The organism is Streptosporangium sp. NBC_01810, assembly GCF_035917355.1.
GTDB lineage: Bacteria > Actinomycetota > Actinomycetes > Streptosporangiales > Streptosporangiaceae > Streptosporangium.
On record NZ_CP109070.1, the window covers coordinates 5823460 to 5840277 of the forward strand.

Sequence of the window (16818 nt, forward strand, 5' to 3'; positions counted from 1 at the left end):
GCCCGGAGGGGCAGTGGTAACGGATGTGGACCGACACGTACCGACGTGTGGCGGTCAACCGGCCCCGTGGCGGCATACTGGTAATACGCCCCCGTGTAGTCGTAATGTCGCAACAGCGGCCGACCGACAAGGAGCGGATCGATGGCGATGCGGTTCGAGCACGAGTTCACGGTTCCCGTGCCTGTCGAGCAGGCGTGGCCGGTGCTGCTCGACGTCGAGCGGGTCGGCCCCTGCCTGCCCGGTGCCACCGTGGACGAGGTCGAGGACGACTCCTTCACCGGCAGGATGAAGGTCAAGGTCGGGCCGATCACGGTGACCTATCAGGGCCGGGCCTCCTTCGAGAAGGTGGACGAGGACACCCACTCCATGACCATCAAGGCCTCCGGCAAGGAGGCCAGGGGCTCGGGCACCGCCGGTGCCACGGTCGTCGCGCGCCTGCACCCCGAGGGACGGAACACCAGGGTCACCGTCGACACCTCCTTCAACGTGACCGGCCGCCCGGCCCAGTTCGGCCGGGGTGTGATGTCCGAGGTCGGCGAGAAGCTGATCGACAGGTTCGCGGCCAACCTCTCCCTGCTGCTGGGCGAGGGCCCCACCGTGGAAACCGCCGCCGAGGCCCCTTCCGGGACGCCGGGCGTGGGCGGCTGGAGTGCTCCCTCCCAGCCTGGCCCGGCCGACGAGGTTCCAGTGGTCTCGGCGGCCTCGGGCCCCGGCCCCGCGACCCCGGCCGGCCAGGAGGAGCTGAGCGGGGCAGGAGCGGGTCCGACATCGGGCGCGTCCGGGCGGCATCTCAGCGCGGTGCCGACACCGCCCGGCCTCGTCGTCGACGAGAAGTCCGGGTCCCGCCAGAGCCACCCGGCGGGCACCTCGCGCACCTCGCTCAGCCCCGACGAGGAGGCCATGAATCTCCTGGAGGTGGCGGGCCTGCCGCTGCTCAAGCGCGCCGCCCCGCTGCTCGTCGCCCTGGTGGGCCTCGCCCTGACCGCCTGGCTGATCCGCCGCACCCTCCGCCGGAAGCGTCAGTAAACACACCTCTTGGCGTCGTCCGACGTGCAGCCCTTGGGTATACGCGGCGACGTATCGGTCCAACCGGACCTCTGAACGGTGATCGTCGTCGTCACGGTGCCCGACGGCATGCCGTCCCCGGCCGTCACCGGCATCTTGCGAAGGCCGAGCGGGTCACCGGTGGAGGGGTCGATCAGGATCCGGCTCTCCATACCCTCGTGGGAGGACGTGCGTGCCAGCGCGATCGCCGCACGCCCATAAGGCCCCTGAACCGTGCCGATGATCCGGGCAAGGGAGCCTCGATGCAGCAGCACCGCGGCTACCCGGCGAGTGGAGGGTTGGATCAGGCCGCCTCGTCCTTGGGCTTGGGAGCTGGAGCCGGCCGCACGCGGCCGGGGTGGGCCTCCTCGTCGGGGAAGACCCACTTCCGGAACGCCCAGAAACGGAAGACCATGGCGATCAGCGTGCCAATGACCTGCGCGCTCATGAAGTCGGCGATCTCCTGGGTGACCAGGCTCACGTCCGGGGTCTCCAGCAGGAACACGTACCGGGAGATCCATAGCGGCACGGAGCTGAGCACCAGGCCGACGCCACTGACCAGGAAGAACAGCGCCGCCTCGTGATGGCGCTCGCGACCGCCCCGGGTCCGGAACGACCATTCACGGTTCAGCACATAGGACACGATCGTCGCCACGAGTACCGCGACGACCTTCGCAGTCACCGGCTTCTGTTCCAGAATAGTTAGTTTCAGCCCATAAAACACCGTGTTGTCCACCAGGAACGCTGTTCCACCCACCACCGCGAACTTCAGCAGCTCACGGTGCTTCAGCGCAAGGGCGGGCAGCGGACCTGGCAATCTTGCGAGTACTGCTTTTGCTATTTCGAAGCATCCCGATCTTCTCACCGGCCGGACACCCTGGTCTCAAGACTCACTGACACGGCCTTTCCGGCTCGGGCGGCTGGAGCCGCACCTGTCGACATCTGGTATCAATCCTCACTCACACCACAGTCGAGTACTTCGCGGTGGAGCGCCCGTCAGGGGCAGGACCGTCTCGGTGACCGGATGAGCCACCCAGCAAACTCCAGCCCGGACACGACGTTGGGATGACTCCCCGCCGAAAGAGGAGTAGGCAACCGGCGGCACTCAGCAACTGTCCCTTGCCCTTGCCCTTGCCGGCCAGGGTTACAGCGGGTCTCCGAGGGGTCCGTACTGCTCTTCCAGGTTCTTGGCCCAGTGGGCGGCGAAGTCCGGTTGTGTGCCGTCGGCATCGGTGAAGCCGTACTCCTGGTACAGGCCCCAGGTGGCCAGGGCCCGTCCGGTCTTGGCCATGATGTCGGGGTCGGCGGCCAGTGCGGCGACGGCCCGGCCGAGGTAGACAGGGGTCTCGGAGTGGGCGAAGTTCGGGTCCTGGGCCGCGCCGTCGCGCCAGTTGGCCTCGGTGACACCGAAGTGTTCCAGCAGGGCCTCCGAGCGTAGGAAGCCAGGCGTGATGGCCACGGCCGCGACGCCATGGGGCTTGAGCTCGGCGGCCTGGGCGACGGCGAGGCGGATGACTGCGGACTTCGCCAGGTCGTAGAAGAACGTGCCGCGGTAGCGGGCGGTGTTGCCGTCGGTGACCTCCACGACCAGACCGTTCTTGCGGGCGACCATGAGGGGAAGCGCGAACCGGCTGGTGATGAGGTGGGTCTCCACCGCCTGTCGAAGCAGCCGTAGACCGGTGTCCAGATCCTGCTCCCACAAAGGGTGTTCCCAGTCGGTCAGCGGGTCTCCGCCCCATACGGAGTTGACCAGGATGTCGAGCTGTCCGTCCTGTTCTGCGGCGATCTTGTCGACGAGGGCCTGGACCTCGTCGGGACGGCTGTGGTCGGTTCGGGCGGGAATGCCCAGGCCGCCTGCGGCGGTGACCTTCTCGGCGGTCTGCTCGATGGTTTCCGGGCGGTCCAGGTCGGAGCGCCCACCGGTGCTGCTGCGACCGGTGACGTACACCGTCGCGCCGGCGGCGCCGAGCTCGACGGCGATGCCCCGTCCGCCGCCCCGGGTACCGCCGGCGACCAGAGCCACCTTTCCGGCCAGCGGGCGTGCGTCAGTCGTCATGATTCCTCCGGGTCGTGGCCGTGTCGGGGCGGAAGGTGAGGGGACAGCACGACGTCGAGCTCTTGCCGGAGCCGCTGTTCAAGGGTGCCTTCGCGTTCGAGTGCCCAGGTCAGGCCCGCACCAGCGATGATCGCCTGTACGGTGCGGGCCAGCGCCGCGGCATCGGCTCCGGCGCGGAGCTCGCCCGTACCGGCCGCCTCCGTCAGCAGTTCCTCGATCGCCCGCTTCTGAGTACGGTGAATGGCCAGCGCACGCTCGTAGAGCTGCGGATCGCCAAGATCCATGCACAAGAACGCCAGATGATTGGCGAAGCTCTCCGGCGTGGCCATCGCAGCCGCCGACTCCACCGTCAGCGTCGCCAAGGCCCCGAGCGCCGAGTCGTGCGACTGACGCACTCGCCCAGCCATCTCGCTCGCGTCCTTCTCAGACCGGTCGGCGAGTGCCAGAAGCAGACCATGCTTGGAACCGAATCGCTGCACCAGGGTTGCCGGCACCAACCCGACCTCGCGCGCCACGGCGGCCAACGTGAGACCCGCGGGACCCACCCGGCCCATGACCTGCGCCGCCGCACGCAGGATCACCGCATCCTCGACCCCTCGGGGGCGTCCCACCACCGCCACCCCTCGTTAATAAATGTTCGTTCATTTATTAAATCATGCAGGGGTCACCCCTGGCGAGTTCCGGTCCCGGCCACGGCCAGTCGGGGAGGAGTGAGGCATGATCCCTATCTGGGGCATTTTGATCTCTATAGCTGTTTCGTCCAGCGAATGTGAGTGTCGCGGGCATGACAATGGCCCGTATGTCGCTACGGGTGGGCGCGGTTCCAAGGCCGGGGCGGTGGGGACGACCCTCCTCTGTACAGGGCGTTGATACGAGTGTTGTCGGCGAGGGAAATCGGCGCCATGGGGCGAACGCCGGGTCCCGCCCGCAGGTGTGCGCCACGGTCTTCCAGCCACCGGGACCGCCGGACTATCGTGGACGCCGGGCGCGTAGATCTCCGCGATCTTTCAGATTTTCTGAAAGGTCCCCTGTAGAACTCCTCGATGGACGCGCGCTCTCGCCCGCCAACAGACTCCCTTCCTGAGATCCAAGCAGCGGCCCCGACCGATCGGGACCGCCTCACAGGAAGCGCGATCTATGGCGAATCGATCCCGGAGAGTGGTGCCCGCAGGGCTCGCGCTCGTCCTGGCCCTCGTGACGGCGGGCTGCAACGCGAACTCGCAATCCACCGAGCCGACGAAGGACAAGAACACGACGGCGCTTGAGTCCGTGTCCCAGGGCGGGACCCTGCACTACCTCTCGCGGCGCGCGACCGAGTCCTTCGAGACCGCCAACGCGCAGATGGTGCCGACCAGCCGGCTGCGGTGGGTGCACCGCGGGCTGACGTCGTGGCGGACGTTCCCGGACAAGGACACGATCCTCGTGCCGGACCTCGCCACCGACACCGGTACGACGGACGACGGCGGCAAGACGTGGACCTTCACGCTGCAGGAGGGCCTGAAGTTCTCCGACGGCAGCCCGATCACCGCGCAGGACGTGAAGTACGGCATCGAGCGGTCGTTCGCGCCGATGTTCCAGGGTGGCCTTGGCTACCACAAGACGCTGCTGGTCGGCGGCACCGACTACGACGGCCCGTACGACGGCAAGGAGCTCGACTCCATCGAGGTCGTCGACGACCACAAGATCGTCTTCCGCCTGAAGCGTCCGTTCGGCAACTGGCCGTGGATCGTCAGCATGCCGGCCTTCGCGCCGGTGCCGGCTGCGGCCGACACCAAGCCGGAGACGTACGGCGAGCACCCGGTCGCCAGCGGCCCGTATCAGGTGACGAGCTTCCGCAAGGGCTCGCAGGCGGTGCTGGTCCGCAACCCGAACTGGAAGGCCGACACCGACCAGGCACGGTTCGCCGGCCCGGACAAGATCGTCCTCGACATGGGCCTGAACAACGACACGATCGTGCAGCGCCTCATCGACGACAAGGGCGAGGACGAGACCGCGATCAGCAACGCGCTCATCTCGCCGTCGCAGTTCCAGCGGATCGAGTCCGACCCGTCGATCTCCGACCGCATGGCCAACAGCCCGTCGGGCTACTTCCGCTACCTCGCCATGAACGTCAAGCGCCCGGGCCTCTCCGACGTCCGCGTGCGGCAGGCGATCAACTACGCGATCAACAAGGCCGAGGTGCAGAGCGTGTACGGCGGCCCGAAGTTCGGCGGCCAGATCACCTCGACCATCATGACGCCCGGCATCCCCGGCTACACCGAGTACAACCTGTACGACGGCGGTGACACCGGCAACGTCGACAAGGCGAAGGAGCTGCTCGCCGACGCCGGCGTCTCCGACCTGAAGCTCACGCTGACCTACCCGACCGACGTGAGTGCGATCGAGGAGAAGGAAGCCCAGAGCATCAAGAACTCGCTGGCGCGGGTCGGCGTCGAGGTCGAGCTCAAGGGCCTCGACGGCGACACCTGGTACGAGCTCATCTCGTCCGCCGACGGCGACTACGACATGACGACGAACGGCTGGGGAGCGGACTTCCCGAGCGGCATGAGCACCATCCAGCCGCTGTTCGCGTCGAGCGAGATCGACAACGGCGGCGGCAACGCCTCGAAGTTCTCCAACCCCGAGGTGGACGCCGCGATCGACGCCGCGACCGCGGAGCCGGACCTCGACAAGGCCGCCGAGATGTGGGCCGCGATCGACAAGCAGATCATGGAGGACGCCCCGGTCGTGCCGATCCTCGTGCAGCGCACGCAGGCCCTGGCCGGTTCGAAGATCCTGAACTACTTCATCCCCGCCTACCCGCCGTTCACGAACGAGCTGGTCGTCGGTGTCGATCGCTGAGATCCAGCAGGCGAAGGGCCGGGGTACCTCGGTCCTTCGCCGCTTCCTCCGGAAGCGGTCCGGCGTCGCCGGCCTGGTCATGCTGGTCGTACCGCTCGTCGCGGGGCTCTGCGCCCCGCTGCTCGTGTGGATCGAGGGACAGGACCCCAGCACCTTGCACACCGACCTGCTCGACCCGGACGGCGGCCGTCCGCTGGGCGCCTTCGGTGGCGTCAGCGCCGACCACTGGCTCGGCGTCGTCCCGGTGACGGGCGTCGACCTGTTCGCCCAGATCGTCTACGGCATCCGCTCGTCGCTGTTCATCGCGTTCGGGGCGAGCATCCTGTCGATCGCCTTCGCCGCCGTCCTCGGTACGGCGATCGGGTACTTCGGCGGCTGGCTCAACGCCGTCGCGGGGAGGGTGATTGACTTCATGTTCGGCTTCCCTGGCCTGATGTTCGTCATCGCGATCATGGCGATCGTGCCGCCGGAGATGCCGCGGGGCCTGGTCCTCGTACTGGTACTGGCCTTCTTCGGCTGGACCGTCCCGGCCCGGATCATCGGCGCCCAGGCCGGCGCCGTCAACGCCCGCGCCTTCGTCGAGGCGGCGCGCGCGACCGGGGCTCCGCCCTGGCAGATCATCCGCCGTGAGATGCTGCCGCACCTCTTCGGCCTGGTCATCGTCCTGTTCGCGATGTCACTGCCCGGCAACGTCAGCGTCGTCGCGGGACTGTCGTTCCTCGGCGTCGGCCTGCGTGGCGACGTCCCCGACCTCGGCAAGCTGCTCTCGGACTCGCTGCCGTGGATCTACAGCGGTGCGGACGTCTGGTACATGCTCTTCCCGGGCGCCGTGGTGTTCCTGATCGTATTCGGCGCCACGCTCGCCGGTGACGCGCTCCGCGACGTCCTCGACGTGCGCACGGAGGATGCTGCATGATCGTCTACATCGCCCGCCGCATGGTCACCGCGGTGTTCATGCTCCTCGCGATCGCCTTCGTGACGATATCCCTCTTCTTCGGGGCCTCGAAGGACCCGGCCCGCGCCATGTGCGGCAAGCCGTGCCCGCCCGAGACTCGGGCCAAGGTCAGCGCCTACATGCAGACCGACCAGAGCACGGTGTGGCAGTACACCGAGTTCGTGAAGGGCCTCTTCGTCGGCCGTACGTACGGCGAGGGCGCCCAGCAGGTGCACTGCCAGGCACCCTGCTTCGGCTACTCGTTCCCGAACCGCAGCGACGTCACGACGCTCATCGCCGAGCGGCTGCCCGTCACGTTGTCGCTCGCGCTCGGCGCGGCCGTCCTGTGCCTCGTCGTGGGCATCGGCCTCGGCGCGTTGTCGGCGATACGCAAGGGCGGGATCGTCGACCGGTTCTCGACCGGCTTCGCGATGTTCGGGTTGTCGGTGCCGACCTTCCTCGTCGGCCTGCTCGTCGTCCAGGTCTTCGGCTTCATGCTCAACGCGCTGCCCTACTCCGGCTTCGTGTCGTTCTCGGAGTCACCGACGGACTGGGCCTGGCACCTGATCGGCCCGTGGATGGTGCTGTCGTTCATCCTCGCCGCCGGCTACATCCGGGTCACCCGCACCCAGCTCCTCAACGAACTCTCGGCCGACCACCTCGTCGCGATGACCGCGCGCGGCGCGTCGGCCCGGCAGGTGAATCGGCACGCCGTCCGCGGCGTGATGGTGCCGGTCGTGGCGATGTTCGCGCTCGACGTCACCGCGCTCCTGGGCGGGTCGGTGATCGCGGAGAAGGTGTTCAGCCTGCACGGGCTCGGCGACCTGCTGCTGTCCGGCGTGAACGAGTCCGACCTGAGCATCGTCGTCGGGGTGACGCTCTTCTCCGCCTTCCTCATCATCGTCGGCAACCTGATCGCCGACCTGCTGATGCCGCTTCTCGATCCGAGGATCCGCCGTGCCTGACCCCGTACTCCAGGTCGAGGACCTGTGCGTCTCGTTCACCGGCGGCGGCGTCACCGCCGATGTCGTCCGGGACCTCTCCGTAAGGCTGGACGGCGGCCGCACGCTCGCCGTGGTCGGCGAGTCGGGGTCGGGCAAGACGATCACCGGCCGGGCGATCATGCGGCTGCTGCCGCGCGGGGCGAGCGCCCGGGGCCGGATCGTCGTCGCCGGCCGGGAGATGCTCTCCGCCGACGAGCGCGAGCTGCGCCGGGCCCGCGGCTCCGACGTGGCCATGGTGTTCCAGGACTCGATGTCCGCGCTCAGCCCGTACCTCGACATCGGCGCGCACATCGCCCAGGCGGTCCGCCTGCACGACCCGTCGGTCACCCGCCGCGCTGCGCGGGCCCGTGCGGTCGAGATGCTCGACCGGGTCGGCATCCCCGAGCCCGCGGACGCCGTACGCCGCTTCCCGCACGAGTTCTCCGGCGGCATGCGGCAACGCGCGGTGATCGCGATGGCCCTGGTGAACCGGCCGGCGCTCCTCATCGCCGACGAGCCGACCACCGCGCTCGACGTGACGGTGCAGGCGCAGATCCTGGCCCTGCTCCGCGAGCTCCAGCAGGAGTACGGCATGGCGATGCTCCTGATCAGCCACGACTTCGGGGTGGTGGGGAGCGTGGCGGACGACGTCCTCGTGCTGTACGCCGGCCGCCAGGCCGAGTACGGCAGCCTCCGCGACATCTTCGATCAGCCCGCCCACCCGTACACCGTCGGTCTCCGCGCGGCCACGCCGCGGCTGGACGCCCGACTCGACACTGGAGGGGAGCGGACCCGGCTCCGCGCCATCCCCGGCGCGCCCACGTCGCTGCGCGACGCCGGACCGGGTTGCGCCTTCGCGCCGCGCTGCGGCCTCGCGGACCAGGTCGGCGAGCGCTGTGTCGTCGAGGCACCGCTGCCCACCGTCCGCCCGACCAGCGAGGGCGGCGGCCTGCACCTTGCGGCCTGCCACCTCGATCGTCTCCCCGCACCGCAGGAGGTCGCCCGGTGAGCGAGCCGATCCTGGAGATGACCGACGTCAGCAAGCGCTACCGCACCGCCGGTGGCTTCGGCCGCGGGCGCAAGGGCTTCCTCGCCGTCGACGGCGTCTCGCTCCACGTCGAGCGGGGCGAGGCGCTCGGCCTGGTCGGCGAGTCCGGCTCGGGCAAGTCCACGCTGGCGCGGATGGCCAACGGCCTGGTGATGCCGACGTCCGGCACCGTCCGTACGGGCGGGCAGGACGTCGCCTGCCTCAGTCGGCGAGGACTGCGGCGGCTGCGGCGCAACGTCGCCATGGTCTTCCAGGACCCGTTGGCGTCGCTGAACCCGCTGCAGACCGTGCGGCAGACGCTGGAGAACGTCTTCCGTGCGCACGGCGAGACGACGTCGACCGCCGAGCTGGTCGCGCTGCTGGAGTCGGTCGGCCTCGGCGCCGACTACCTGGGGCGCTACCCGCACGAGGCGTCCGGCGGGCAGCTCCAGCGCGTCGCCGTGGCGCGCGCGCTCGCCCTCAAGCCGGACCTGATCATCGCGGACGAGCCGACCTCGGCGCTCGACGTGTCGGTGCGTGCCCAGATCCTCAACCTACTGGCCGACCTGCAGCGCGACCAGGGGATCTCGTTCCTCCACGTCAGCCACGACCTGGCGGTGATCCGGCTCTACAGCGACCGCGTCGCCGTCATGCAGCGCGGCCGCATCGTCGAGACCGGCCCGTCCGACGAGATCTTCCGCTCCCCGCAGCACCCCTGCACGCGCGCGCTGGTCGAGGCGACACCGGAGGCGGAGCTGCCGGCCTGGCCTGCGGGAGCGTTGCGCGACGCCGACCAGGCGTGCCACGATCATGACCATGGCTCACCGAACGACCACCCCGCCGTGAGCCGGCCGGAGGCCGGCGCGACAGAGTACTGAATGAGGACACGTGGGAACCGACCTGTTCGTCCGAGAGTATGGGCGGGACGCAGCAGATGCGCCCGCCATCCTCATCCTGCACGGCGCCGTGGAGTCCGGCGCGTGCTACGGCGACGCCGTCGACCGCTGGTGCGGCGACTACCACATCGTGGCGCCGGACGCCCGGGGCCATGGGAAGTCGCCCAGCCGCCTGCCCGAGCACGAGGGCGTTCCGTCCACCGACGTGATGGTGCAGGACGCGATCGACATCCTCAAGGACATGCTCGACGAGACCGGGCGCAAGACGCTCGTCGTCGGGCACTCCATGGGCGCGCGGATCGCCGCCTTCGTCGCCGCCGACGCCCCGCACCTCGTGGCCGGCGTCGTACTCGAGGACCCGCCGTGGTGGGTGCCGGAGGCCGGCCCCAACCCGTGGCTCAGCGTCGAGCAGACCGTCAAGGACCCCTTCGACTACGCCGACACGGCGTCGGTCGAGGAGCTCATGGACATGCAGCGCGAGCTCAAGCCCCACTGGGCGGAGCAGGAGCTGCGCCCGCTCGCCGAGGCGATGAAGGCCGTCAACATCGACTACATGGAGCAGCGGGTCCACGAGAAGCGCCGGATCTGGACGCCGACCGCGCGGCAGATCACGGTCGGCCCGGCCGGCGTACCGGCGCTGCTCGTCACCGGCACCGGCGACGTCATCGTCGACAAGCACTCCCGTGAGCGCCTCACCGCCGTCGCGCCCGGCTTCGACGTCATCGTGATCGAGGGCGCCCACCACTGCGTGCGCCGCGACAAGCCGGACGAGTACCACCGGCACGTCGACGCCTTCCTCCGCGAGAACGCGCCGTCGGCCAGAGCCGTCACTCGACGCTGAAGGTGTCGGACCGCGCGAGCGGGCCGTAGATCTCCGAGTCCGGCTCGGCGACAACGGCCCGCATCGCCTCCAGCCCCGCGCGTACGACGGGGTGGCCCTGGTTGTCGCGCCGCGTCGTCATGATCACCTTGCGCAGCGGCGCGATGCCGCGCGTCGGCAGGATCGTCACCCAGTCGGCGTCGCGGGCGGAGAGCGCGGACTCCGGTACCAGGCAGATCCCCGCCTCGGCGGCGACCAGCGCCAGCGCGGCGCGGTAGTCGTCCGAGACGTGGGTGATCGGCGGGTGGAAGCCGAGCTCGGCGCACGCCTGCAGCACCATCGTGCGGCACGGGTTACCGGGCGAGGGCATGATCCAGCCCTCCTCGGTGAGCTGGGTGAGCCCGATGCCCTCCTCGCCGGCCAGCGGGTGCGCGTGGGGGAGGACGGCCTTGAACCGCTCGATGTAGAGCGGGAACTTCACGATGTCGGGGGAGTCGCGCTCGGGGTCGGACTCGTACTCCATGCTGACGGTCACGTCGATATCGCCGCGCATCAGCATCCGGTGGCTCATGTGCGCCTCCGCGTCGACGACCGTGACGTCGACGCCCGGCGCCTGGCGGCGCAGCTCGACGATGGCGGGTGCCACCAACCAGCTGATCGCCGTGGGGAAGGCGCCGATCCGGAGCTGCCCGAGGACACCGCCCGCGTGCGCGGCCAGGTCGGCCTCGGCGATCTTCAGCCGGGAGCTGATCTCCTCGGCGTGCCCGGCGAGGATGCGCCCGGCCGGCGTGAGCGCCAGCTTGCGCCCCGTGCGTACGACGAGCGCGTGGCCGACCTCGCGCTCGAGCGCCGCGAGCTGCTGCGACACCGCGGACGGCGTCAGGTGCAGCGCCGCCGCGGTCGCGGTGACCGAGTCGGACAGCACGAAGGCACGGAGGACGAGGAGACGTCGGGGGTCGATCGTGGGCACGCGGGCTCCGTCGCGAGTCGGCCGGGCGTCCGTCGCGGTGGGGGCATCCGCGAGGCGGGACAGGGGGACCCCGATGCTAGCGGGCGCATCCGGACGCGGGACGCTCCGGCCTGGGGTTTCCTGCCGCCCGCGAGTGTTCTCCGGGGAAGTCGGTGCGAGTCCGACACTGTCCCGCAACCGTGACACGACCTTGAGCGTGAAGCCGGATCGCCTGAGCACGCTCCGGCCTTTCAACCCTGTCGAGGACTGCAGGTGGTCGCGCGCTCCAGTAAGAAATAACCGCGGTTAAAGCAACGCAGCCACAGCCCAGAGCAGCGGAGCCGGTGAGTGCCCGGGTCAGTGAGTCAAGCAGCAGTGGGTCGGCAGTGGTGCAGGACATTGCCGGAGCCGAAGGTCCCGGTCTTCAATCGAACAGGCCCGTACTTCTTCAGCGCGGGTCGAACTCTTGGTTCTTGACGCCGCCGATGAAGGCCGCCCACTCGGCAGGGGTGAACACGGCGGTTCCGGCATCGGGATGGTTGGAGTTACGGACGGCGACAGCGCCACCGCTCAAGAAGGCGACTTCTACACAGTTATGGTCACTGCCGCTTAGGCTGCTCTTGCGCCAGGTGGCGTCGGACAGATCTGATCGGGACACGCCGCTATCATCTCCTGTCGTCATAGCTGCTTGGCTATATCCTCAATCATCACCCGGGAAGCCGCCGCGGACTTCGCTGAAGCGCGTAAATGGTTGAAAATAGTCCTATAACGGCGGACTTCTTCCGCTTGTTCCAGATACAGCCCGCTGGTCTGGCTCTCCAGGAGTACGACGTCCAAGTCCGCGATCTCCGGGAACTCCAGGATGGTGAACGGACCATTGATGCCGGCGTGGGCGCCCACGGCGTAGGGCAGGACCTGCAAGGTGACATGGCTGCTTCCGCCAACCTGGACCAGGTGCTGCAACTGAGAGCGCATCACCTCTCGTCCGCCGATATGACGATGAAGTAATGCCTCATCCACGATCGCCCAGAGGGTGAGGGGATGATCACGGCTGAGGACTTCCTGACGGGCCATACGCACTGCCAGGAGTTGGTCGACGTCGCGAGCGGCGCCATCGGTGTCGGGGACCGCCGCGATGACCGCTCTGGCGTAGTCCTGGGTCTGCAGCAACCCGGGGACCAGGCCGGTCTCGAAGGTGCAGATCTCGGCGGCGTCCGCTTCCAGGCTGATGAAGTCCAGGTAGGAGGGGGACAGCACATCGCCGTAGCGCTGCCACCAACCGCGTTTGCGGGCATCCCGTGACAGGAGAAGCAGCGCCTCTCTGGCTGGTTCCTCATTGACTCCATAGAAGTCGAGGATGACCCGCAGATCACGGGGCGGGATGCGAACCCGGCCATTCTCGATCTTGCTAAGCGAGGACAGGCTGCGTTCCAACTGAGCGCCGGCCTCCTCCAACGTTAGATTCGCCGCTTCCCGCAAGCGGCGCAAAGTCGCGCCCAGTCGACGTAGCCGCACCGTCGGCGTCGGCGGTAGAGACTCACCGGCCACGACAACCCTCCGTCAATCTCACGCGACACAGTGTGCCGCATCCATGCCCCTCCGGAAGGATGGTTTTCCCGAGAAAATTTTCTTAGAAACGACTTGCCTACTCCGAACCGAGAGGCCATCGTGAGGGAACGACCCCCCTCCGTGCCCATTTGACTTCAGAGAGTTACAAGCGAGGGGTTGGCTTCGAGAATTCGTACAACCAGTACGCAATCTGGAGCAAACATGACCAAAAGTCAGAGCGGATGCACAGCTACACAAAAGCATCGTCCGTCGCGCCGTTCCGGGCGCCATGCAAAGGAGTACGGCAATGCGCTGGTGTAGGGCCTTCCCCGGCGCTCAGGAGCAGATCGGTGAAGCTCGGCGCTTCGTTAGGACACTGCTGGCATCCAGCCCTCTGCTGGACGACCTGATCCTGATCACCTCGGAACTGACATCAAACGCGATCTGCCATACGGCCAGCGGGCGTGGCGGAGTCTTCGTTGTCGAGGTAACCCAGTTGCCGCTCGGCAAGGACGGGTTCAGAGCGAGAATCGCGGTTCTGGACGGCGGCGCCCCCACCGACCCTGTAGTGCGCTGCCGGGACGAGAACGCCCCCGGTGGGCGCGGGTTAGCACTGGTGGCCGCGCTGGCGGTCCGCCGGGGCATCGACGGCGATCAAACGGGCAGGGTGGTCTGGGCCGAACTGGACTGGCATGCCCCCGCCTCTCAACAGTTCATGGATGGTTCTCCACTGGTTCCCCAGACATCCGTTGCCGCCGCCCAGGCCGAGATGAATGCTCGTTACACCGACTGGCTGATCTGGTTCGGACCGTGGAGCGGGTTCTGGTATGGGGTGCCGAAGGACACCGGCGTCCCCGCACTAATGCTCGTCGCCGTCTCAGCTCAGGCCCTGGCCGACGACATCGACGCCGCTTTCAACTGACCTTCGAAACCTGCTGATGCAAGATCGTCGTCGACCATCAGCGGTTCCCATAAGGACGGCGCGACCATGCCTTACCGGTGATCAAAAGCGATCGTTACCCGGAAAATTCTCGTCGCGACAGGCCAGAGGCGCGACCACAGACAAACCCGACCCACCACGCCCAGTACGGATAAGTCAGCAATCCCGACTTTTTATCCGTCACGCCTTAGACTCAGTGCGTCTCGCTGAGAACAGCCTTCACGTAATCGACTCGCTCTCTGATCTGTACCGCGAATTCCGCGGCGCCCGCCATAGCCAGGGGCTCGTTATACACAACTCCCTCATCTGTGACCTTAGTGGTCACAAACCAGCCGGCCTGGTATATGCGTTCCCTGACGAAGCGTTTAGCCATCTCCTGGTAACGCTCGTTGTAGGACATGCCATCAAATGCCGGATCGGTCGGAAAGAGGGTCTTCGTTGATCGGTTCCGTTGTTCGGTCTCGGTTGTTTCCTGCAGGACGAACACGTACCCTAGCCAGGGAGGAATCTCGCCATAGATCCCGTTCTTGATGTGTGCCGCGTGAGTGTCCGTCGCGGTTCCCAATGCCTCTTCGAATCGGTTGTTGATGTTCTTTCCGACGCTGCCGACCTGCGACTTGAACTCGATCGCCGCAACGAGGACGCCTTCCCATACGATCGCCAGGTCCCACTGCTTGCGGACCCGATAGTAGCCGGGCAGGTAAGGCTTGCCCGTTTTAATGCACTCCGCAGGGACTCCAGCACCGACGAATTCTTGAGCGACCAAGTTCGTGAAGCCCCCCATATGACCGTTGGCGCGGGCGGCACCACCGGATTTCCCTTGATCTTTAAGCTTTTCTATCTGCACCCGTCGCTCTGACCAGAACTCTTCGACTGCCTGCTGAACCGCTTCCTTGCGCACTGCCAGCGCTCTCCTTGCCCCGATTCGGGTTTTGAATCCGATCAAGGTAACAGGGAAAAGCGCTGCATCACGCTGGTTCGTCCACTCGTCCCGCCCCGTTATCGTCCTGTGCTCTGGCCAGCCATGGGCACGTACGCGATCGTGGATCACCACCCCCTCGTAAGGTGGCATCGTGAAGACTCTTGCCCTGGACATCGACCTCGTCCCCCGAGCCGCGCCGGCCGACATACCCGACGAGGCGGTGGAGCACGGGGAGGTGTTCACCCGTAAATGGGTCGTCGAGATGATCCTTGACCTGGTCGGCTACCGTCCAGATCAGGATCTTGCCCTGCTCCGACTCGTCGAGCCCGCCTGCGGCAGTGGGGCGTTCCTCGGTGTGATCGCCCAGCGGGTCAGCGCCTCATGCCGCAAGCACGGGCGAGACATCACAGCCGCCCTGGACGCGGTGCGGGCCTTCGATCTTCTTCCTCGGAACGTGGCCGCATCCCGCGCTCTGGTCGAGCGCATTCTGACGGCGGAAGGCTGGGCGGCCGATGACGCCTTCCATGTGGCTCAAGCCTGGGTGCGACGAGCCGACTACCTGTTTGAGCGGCCTGCGGGCACCCCTGGAGTGGATGTCGTCGTCGGCAACCCGCCCTACATCCGCCTGGAGGACCTGCCTGAGGAGCGAATGAGTCTCTATCGGGCTCTATGGCCCACGATGGTGGGACGGGCAGACATCTACGTCGGCTTCTTCGAGGCCGCTCTCCGCTCTCTCCGTGCGGGAGGCCGACTTGGGTTCATCTGCGCGGACCGGTGGATGCGCAACCAGTACGGCAGGGAGCTCCGCAAGCTCGTCGGTGATGAGTTCGCACTGGATGCCTGCATCGCGATGCACGACGTCGACGCTTTCGAGGAGCAGGTCGCGGCGTATCCGGCGGTGACGGTGCTACGCCGGGGCGTTCAGGAGTCCGCAGTGGTCGCTGACACGACAAGCCGCTTCGGAGAGACCGCGGCTCAAGACCTTTTCTCCTGGATCAACCGCCGAGAGGACCAACCCCTCCGACGGGGAACCTTCGAGGCCGCGAGGATGCCTCACTGGTTCTCCGGTGATGACCTGTGGCCGACAGGCTCACCCGCACGGCTCGCGGTCCTGGAAGACCTTACAGAGCGGTTCACGGTCATGGGCCAGACGCCTGGGGTCCGGGTGGGAATCGGTGTCGCGACCGGGGCCGACAAGGTCTTCATCACCCGTGATTCCGATCTCGTCGAGGCTGATCGGCTTCTTCGGATGTCAATGGTCCGCGACACGACCAGCGGCCGGCTCGAATGGTCCGGGCACTACCTGGTCAACCCGTGGGACGACAACGGCCATCTAGTAGATCTTGAGCGGTATCCGAAGCTTCGGGCGTACTTCACACGGAACGCTGCCGCTCTCAGGGGACGCTACATCGCCAGAAAGAACCCCGAAAAATGGTACAAAACTATCGACAAGGTTGAAACTGGTCTCAGGCAGCAACCCAAGCTGCTGTTTCCTGACATGAAGCTCAGTAGTCATCCGGTTCTCGACGAGGGTGACTTCTACCCGCATCACAACCTCTACTTCATCACCTCCGATGTCTGGGACCTGGAGGTCCTCGGTGGGTTGCTGCTGTCCAAGGTGGCAGAGGCCTTCGTAGACGCGTACGCGGTGAAAATGCGCGGCAAGACGCTCCGGTTTCAAGCTCAGTACCTCCGACGCATCCCTTTGCCGACCCCTGCGGCAATCACCCCGACGCAGCGGGAACGACTGATCACCGCCTTCAGAAACCGCGACGCGGAGGCCGCGACATCGGCGGCTCTGGACGTGTACGGCCTCACCGAATGGCCTGACTGACGAGGCTTATGAATCGACCCTCCG

At 67.2% G+C, this 16818-nt stretch carries 17 protein-coding genes; 9 read left to right on the forward strand and 8 right to left on the reverse strand.

Features of this window, described 5'->3' with window-relative positions; translation table 11 throughout:
- Nucleotides 1-141 precede the first annotated feature (141 nt).
- Nucleotides 142-1026, forward strand: coding sequence for an SRPBCC family protein (locus tag OIE13_RS25710; RefSeq protein ID WP_326635742.1), 885 nt, complete (start codon nucleotides 142-144; stop codon nucleotides 1024-1026).
- On the opposite strand, the gene OIE13_RS25715 is transcribed toward OIE13_RS25710, so the two are convergent.
- From OIE13_RS25715 to OIE13_RS25730, 4 genes are all read right to left on the reverse strand, one after another.
- Nucleotides 1020-1319 (reverse strand): hypothetical protein, encoded by a 300-nt coding sequence (locus OIE13_RS25715; protein ID WP_326635740.1) that lies wholly within the window; start codon nucleotides 1317-1319, stop codon nucleotides 1020-1022. The genes OIE13_RS25710 and OIE13_RS25715 overlap by 7 nt on opposite strands.
- A gap of 29 nt (nucleotides 1320-1348) precedes the next feature.
- Nucleotides 1349-1861: a GtrA family protein gene (locus tag OIE13_RS25720; RefSeq protein WP_326828839.1), complete on the reverse strand. Its 513-nt coding sequence runs from the start codon at nucleotides 1859-1861 to the stop codon at nucleotides 1349-1351.
- Between the two features lie 327 nt (nucleotides 1862-2188).
- On the reverse strand, nucleotides 2189-3100 hold the full coding sequence (locus OIE13_RS25725) for an SDR family oxidoreductase (protein WP_326635736.1): 912 nt from the start codon (nucleotides 3098-3100) through the stop codon (nucleotides 2189-2191).
- On the reverse strand, nucleotides 3097-3681 hold the full coding sequence (locus tag OIE13_RS25730) for a TetR/AcrR family transcriptional regulator (RefSeq protein WP_326635734.1): 585 nt from the start codon (nucleotides 3679-3681) through the stop codon (nucleotides 3097-3099). Before OIE13_RS25730 ends, OIE13_RS25725 begins: the two co-directional genes overlap by 4 nt.
- A 556-nt stretch (nucleotides 3682-4237) precedes the next feature.
- On the opposite strand from OIE13_RS25730, the gene OIE13_RS25735 reads away from it, so the two are divergent.
- Genes OIE13_RS25735 through OIE13_RS25760 form a run of 6 tightly spaced genes read left to right on the forward strand, consistent with a single transcriptional unit; the run spans nucleotide 4238 to nucleotide 10622 of the window.
- Nucleotides 4238-5941 (forward strand): ABC transporter substrate-binding protein, encoded by a 1704-nt coding sequence (locus tag OIE13_RS25735; protein WP_326828840.1) that lies wholly within the window; start codon nucleotides 4238-4240, stop codon nucleotides 5939-5941.
- The gene (locus tag OIE13_RS25740) at nucleotides 5928-6857 is read left to right on the forward strand and encodes an ABC transporter permease (RefSeq protein WP_326828842.1); all 930 of its coding nucleotides are present in this window, start codon (nucleotides 5928-5930) and stop codon (nucleotides 6855-6857) included. The genes OIE13_RS25735 and OIE13_RS25740 overlap by 14 nt, the downstream gene beginning before the upstream one ends.
- Nucleotides 6854-7840 (forward strand): ABC transporter permease, encoded by a 987-nt coding sequence (locus OIE13_RS25745; protein ID WP_326635729.1) that lies wholly within the window; start codon nucleotides 6854-6856, stop codon nucleotides 7838-7840. The genes OIE13_RS25740 and OIE13_RS25745 overlap by 4 nt, the downstream gene beginning before the upstream one ends.
- A complete protein-coding gene (locus OIE13_RS25750; RefSeq protein WP_326635726.1) occupies nucleotides 7833-8867 on the forward strand; it encodes an ABC transporter ATP-binding protein in 1035 nt (344 codons plus the stop codon). The genes OIE13_RS25745 and OIE13_RS25750 overlap by 8 nt, the downstream gene beginning before the upstream one ends.
- A complete protein-coding gene (locus tag OIE13_RS25755; RefSeq protein WP_326828843.1) occupies nucleotides 8864-9763 on the forward strand; it encodes an ABC transporter ATP-binding protein in 900 nt (299 codons plus the stop codon). The genes OIE13_RS25750 and OIE13_RS25755 overlap by 4 nt, the downstream gene beginning before the upstream one ends.
- A 10-nt stretch (nucleotides 9764-9773) precedes the next feature.
- Nucleotides 9774-10622, forward strand: a complete 849-nt coding sequence (locus OIE13_RS25760) for an alpha/beta fold hydrolase (RefSeq protein ID WP_326635723.1) — start codon at nucleotides 9774-9776, stop codon at nucleotides 10620-10622.
- Here OIE13_RS25760 and OIE13_RS25765 read toward each other — a convergent pair.
- From OIE13_RS25765 to OIE13_RS25775, 3 genes are all read right to left on the reverse strand, one after another.
- Nucleotides 10609-11571: a LysR family transcriptional regulator gene (locus OIE13_RS25765; protein WP_326635721.1), complete on the reverse strand. Its 963-nt coding sequence runs from the start codon at nucleotides 11569-11571 to the stop codon at nucleotides 10609-10611. The two genes, OIE13_RS25760 and OIE13_RS25765, sit on opposite strands and share 14 nt — an antisense overlap.
- Nucleotides 11572-11998: 427 nt before the next feature.
- Nucleotides 11999-12232 carry a DUF397 domain-containing protein gene (locus tag OIE13_RS25770; RefSeq protein ID WP_326635719.1) on the reverse strand — a complete coding sequence of 78 codons (234 nt, stop codon included), beginning with the start codon at nucleotides 12230-12232 and terminating at the stop codon, nucleotides 11999-12001.
- Entirely contained in the window at nucleotides 12229-13098 is an 870-nt protein-coding gene (locus OIE13_RS25775; protein ID WP_326828844.1) for a helix-turn-helix domain-containing protein, read from the reverse strand. The genes OIE13_RS25770 and OIE13_RS25775 overlap by 4 nt, the downstream gene beginning before the upstream one ends.
- Nucleotides 13099-13405: 307 nt before the next feature.
- Here OIE13_RS25775 and OIE13_RS25780 point away from each other — a divergent pair, with 307 nt between their 5' ends.
- A complete protein-coding gene (locus tag OIE13_RS25780; protein ID WP_326828845.1) occupies nucleotides 13406-14020 on the forward strand; it encodes an ATP-binding protein in 615 nt (204 codons plus the stop codon).
- 211 nt (nucleotides 14021-14231) lie between these two features.
- On the opposite strand, the gene OIE13_RS25785 is transcribed toward OIE13_RS25780, so the two are convergent.
- Nucleotides 14232-14939: a PaeR7I family type II restriction endonuclease gene (locus OIE13_RS25785; protein ID WP_326635715.1), complete on the reverse strand. Its 708-nt coding sequence runs from the start codon at nucleotides 14937-14939 to the stop codon at nucleotides 14232-14234.
- A gap of 172 nt (nucleotides 14940-15111) precedes the next feature.
- Between OIE13_RS25785 and OIE13_RS25790 the strand changes: the two genes are divergently transcribed.
- On the forward strand, nucleotides 15112-16794 hold the full coding sequence (locus tag OIE13_RS25790; RefSeq protein WP_326635714.1) for an Eco57I restriction-modification methylase domain-containing protein: 1683 nt from the start codon (nucleotides 15112-15114) through the stop codon (nucleotides 16792-16794).
- Nucleotides 16795-16818 lie beyond the last annotated feature (24 nt).

Coding starts and splice junctions, on each gene's coding strand:
- OIE13_RS25735 (WP_326828840.1), top strand. CDS start 4,238: ATGGCGAATCGATCCCGGAGAGTGGTGCCCGCAGGGCTCGCGCTCGTC.
- OIE13_RS25780 (WP_326828845.1), top strand. CDS start 13,406: ATGCGCTGGTGTAGGGCCTTCCCCGGCGCTCAGGAGCAGATCGGTGAA.
- OIE13_RS25745 (WP_326635729.1), top strand. CDS start 6,854: ATGATCGTCTACATCGCCCGCCGCATGGTCACCGCGGTGTTCATGCTC.
- OIE13_RS25710 (WP_326635742.1), top strand. CDS start 142: ATGGCGATGCGGTTCGAGCACGAGTTCACGGTTCCCGTGCCTGTCGAG.
- OIE13_RS25725 (WP_326635736.1), bottom strand. CDS start 3,100: ATGACGACTGACGCACGCCCGCTGGCCGGAAAGGTGGCTCTGGTCGCC.
- OIE13_RS25770 (WP_326635719.1), bottom strand. CDS start 12,232: ATGACGACAGGAGATGATAGCGGCGTGTCCCGATCAGATCTGTCCGAC.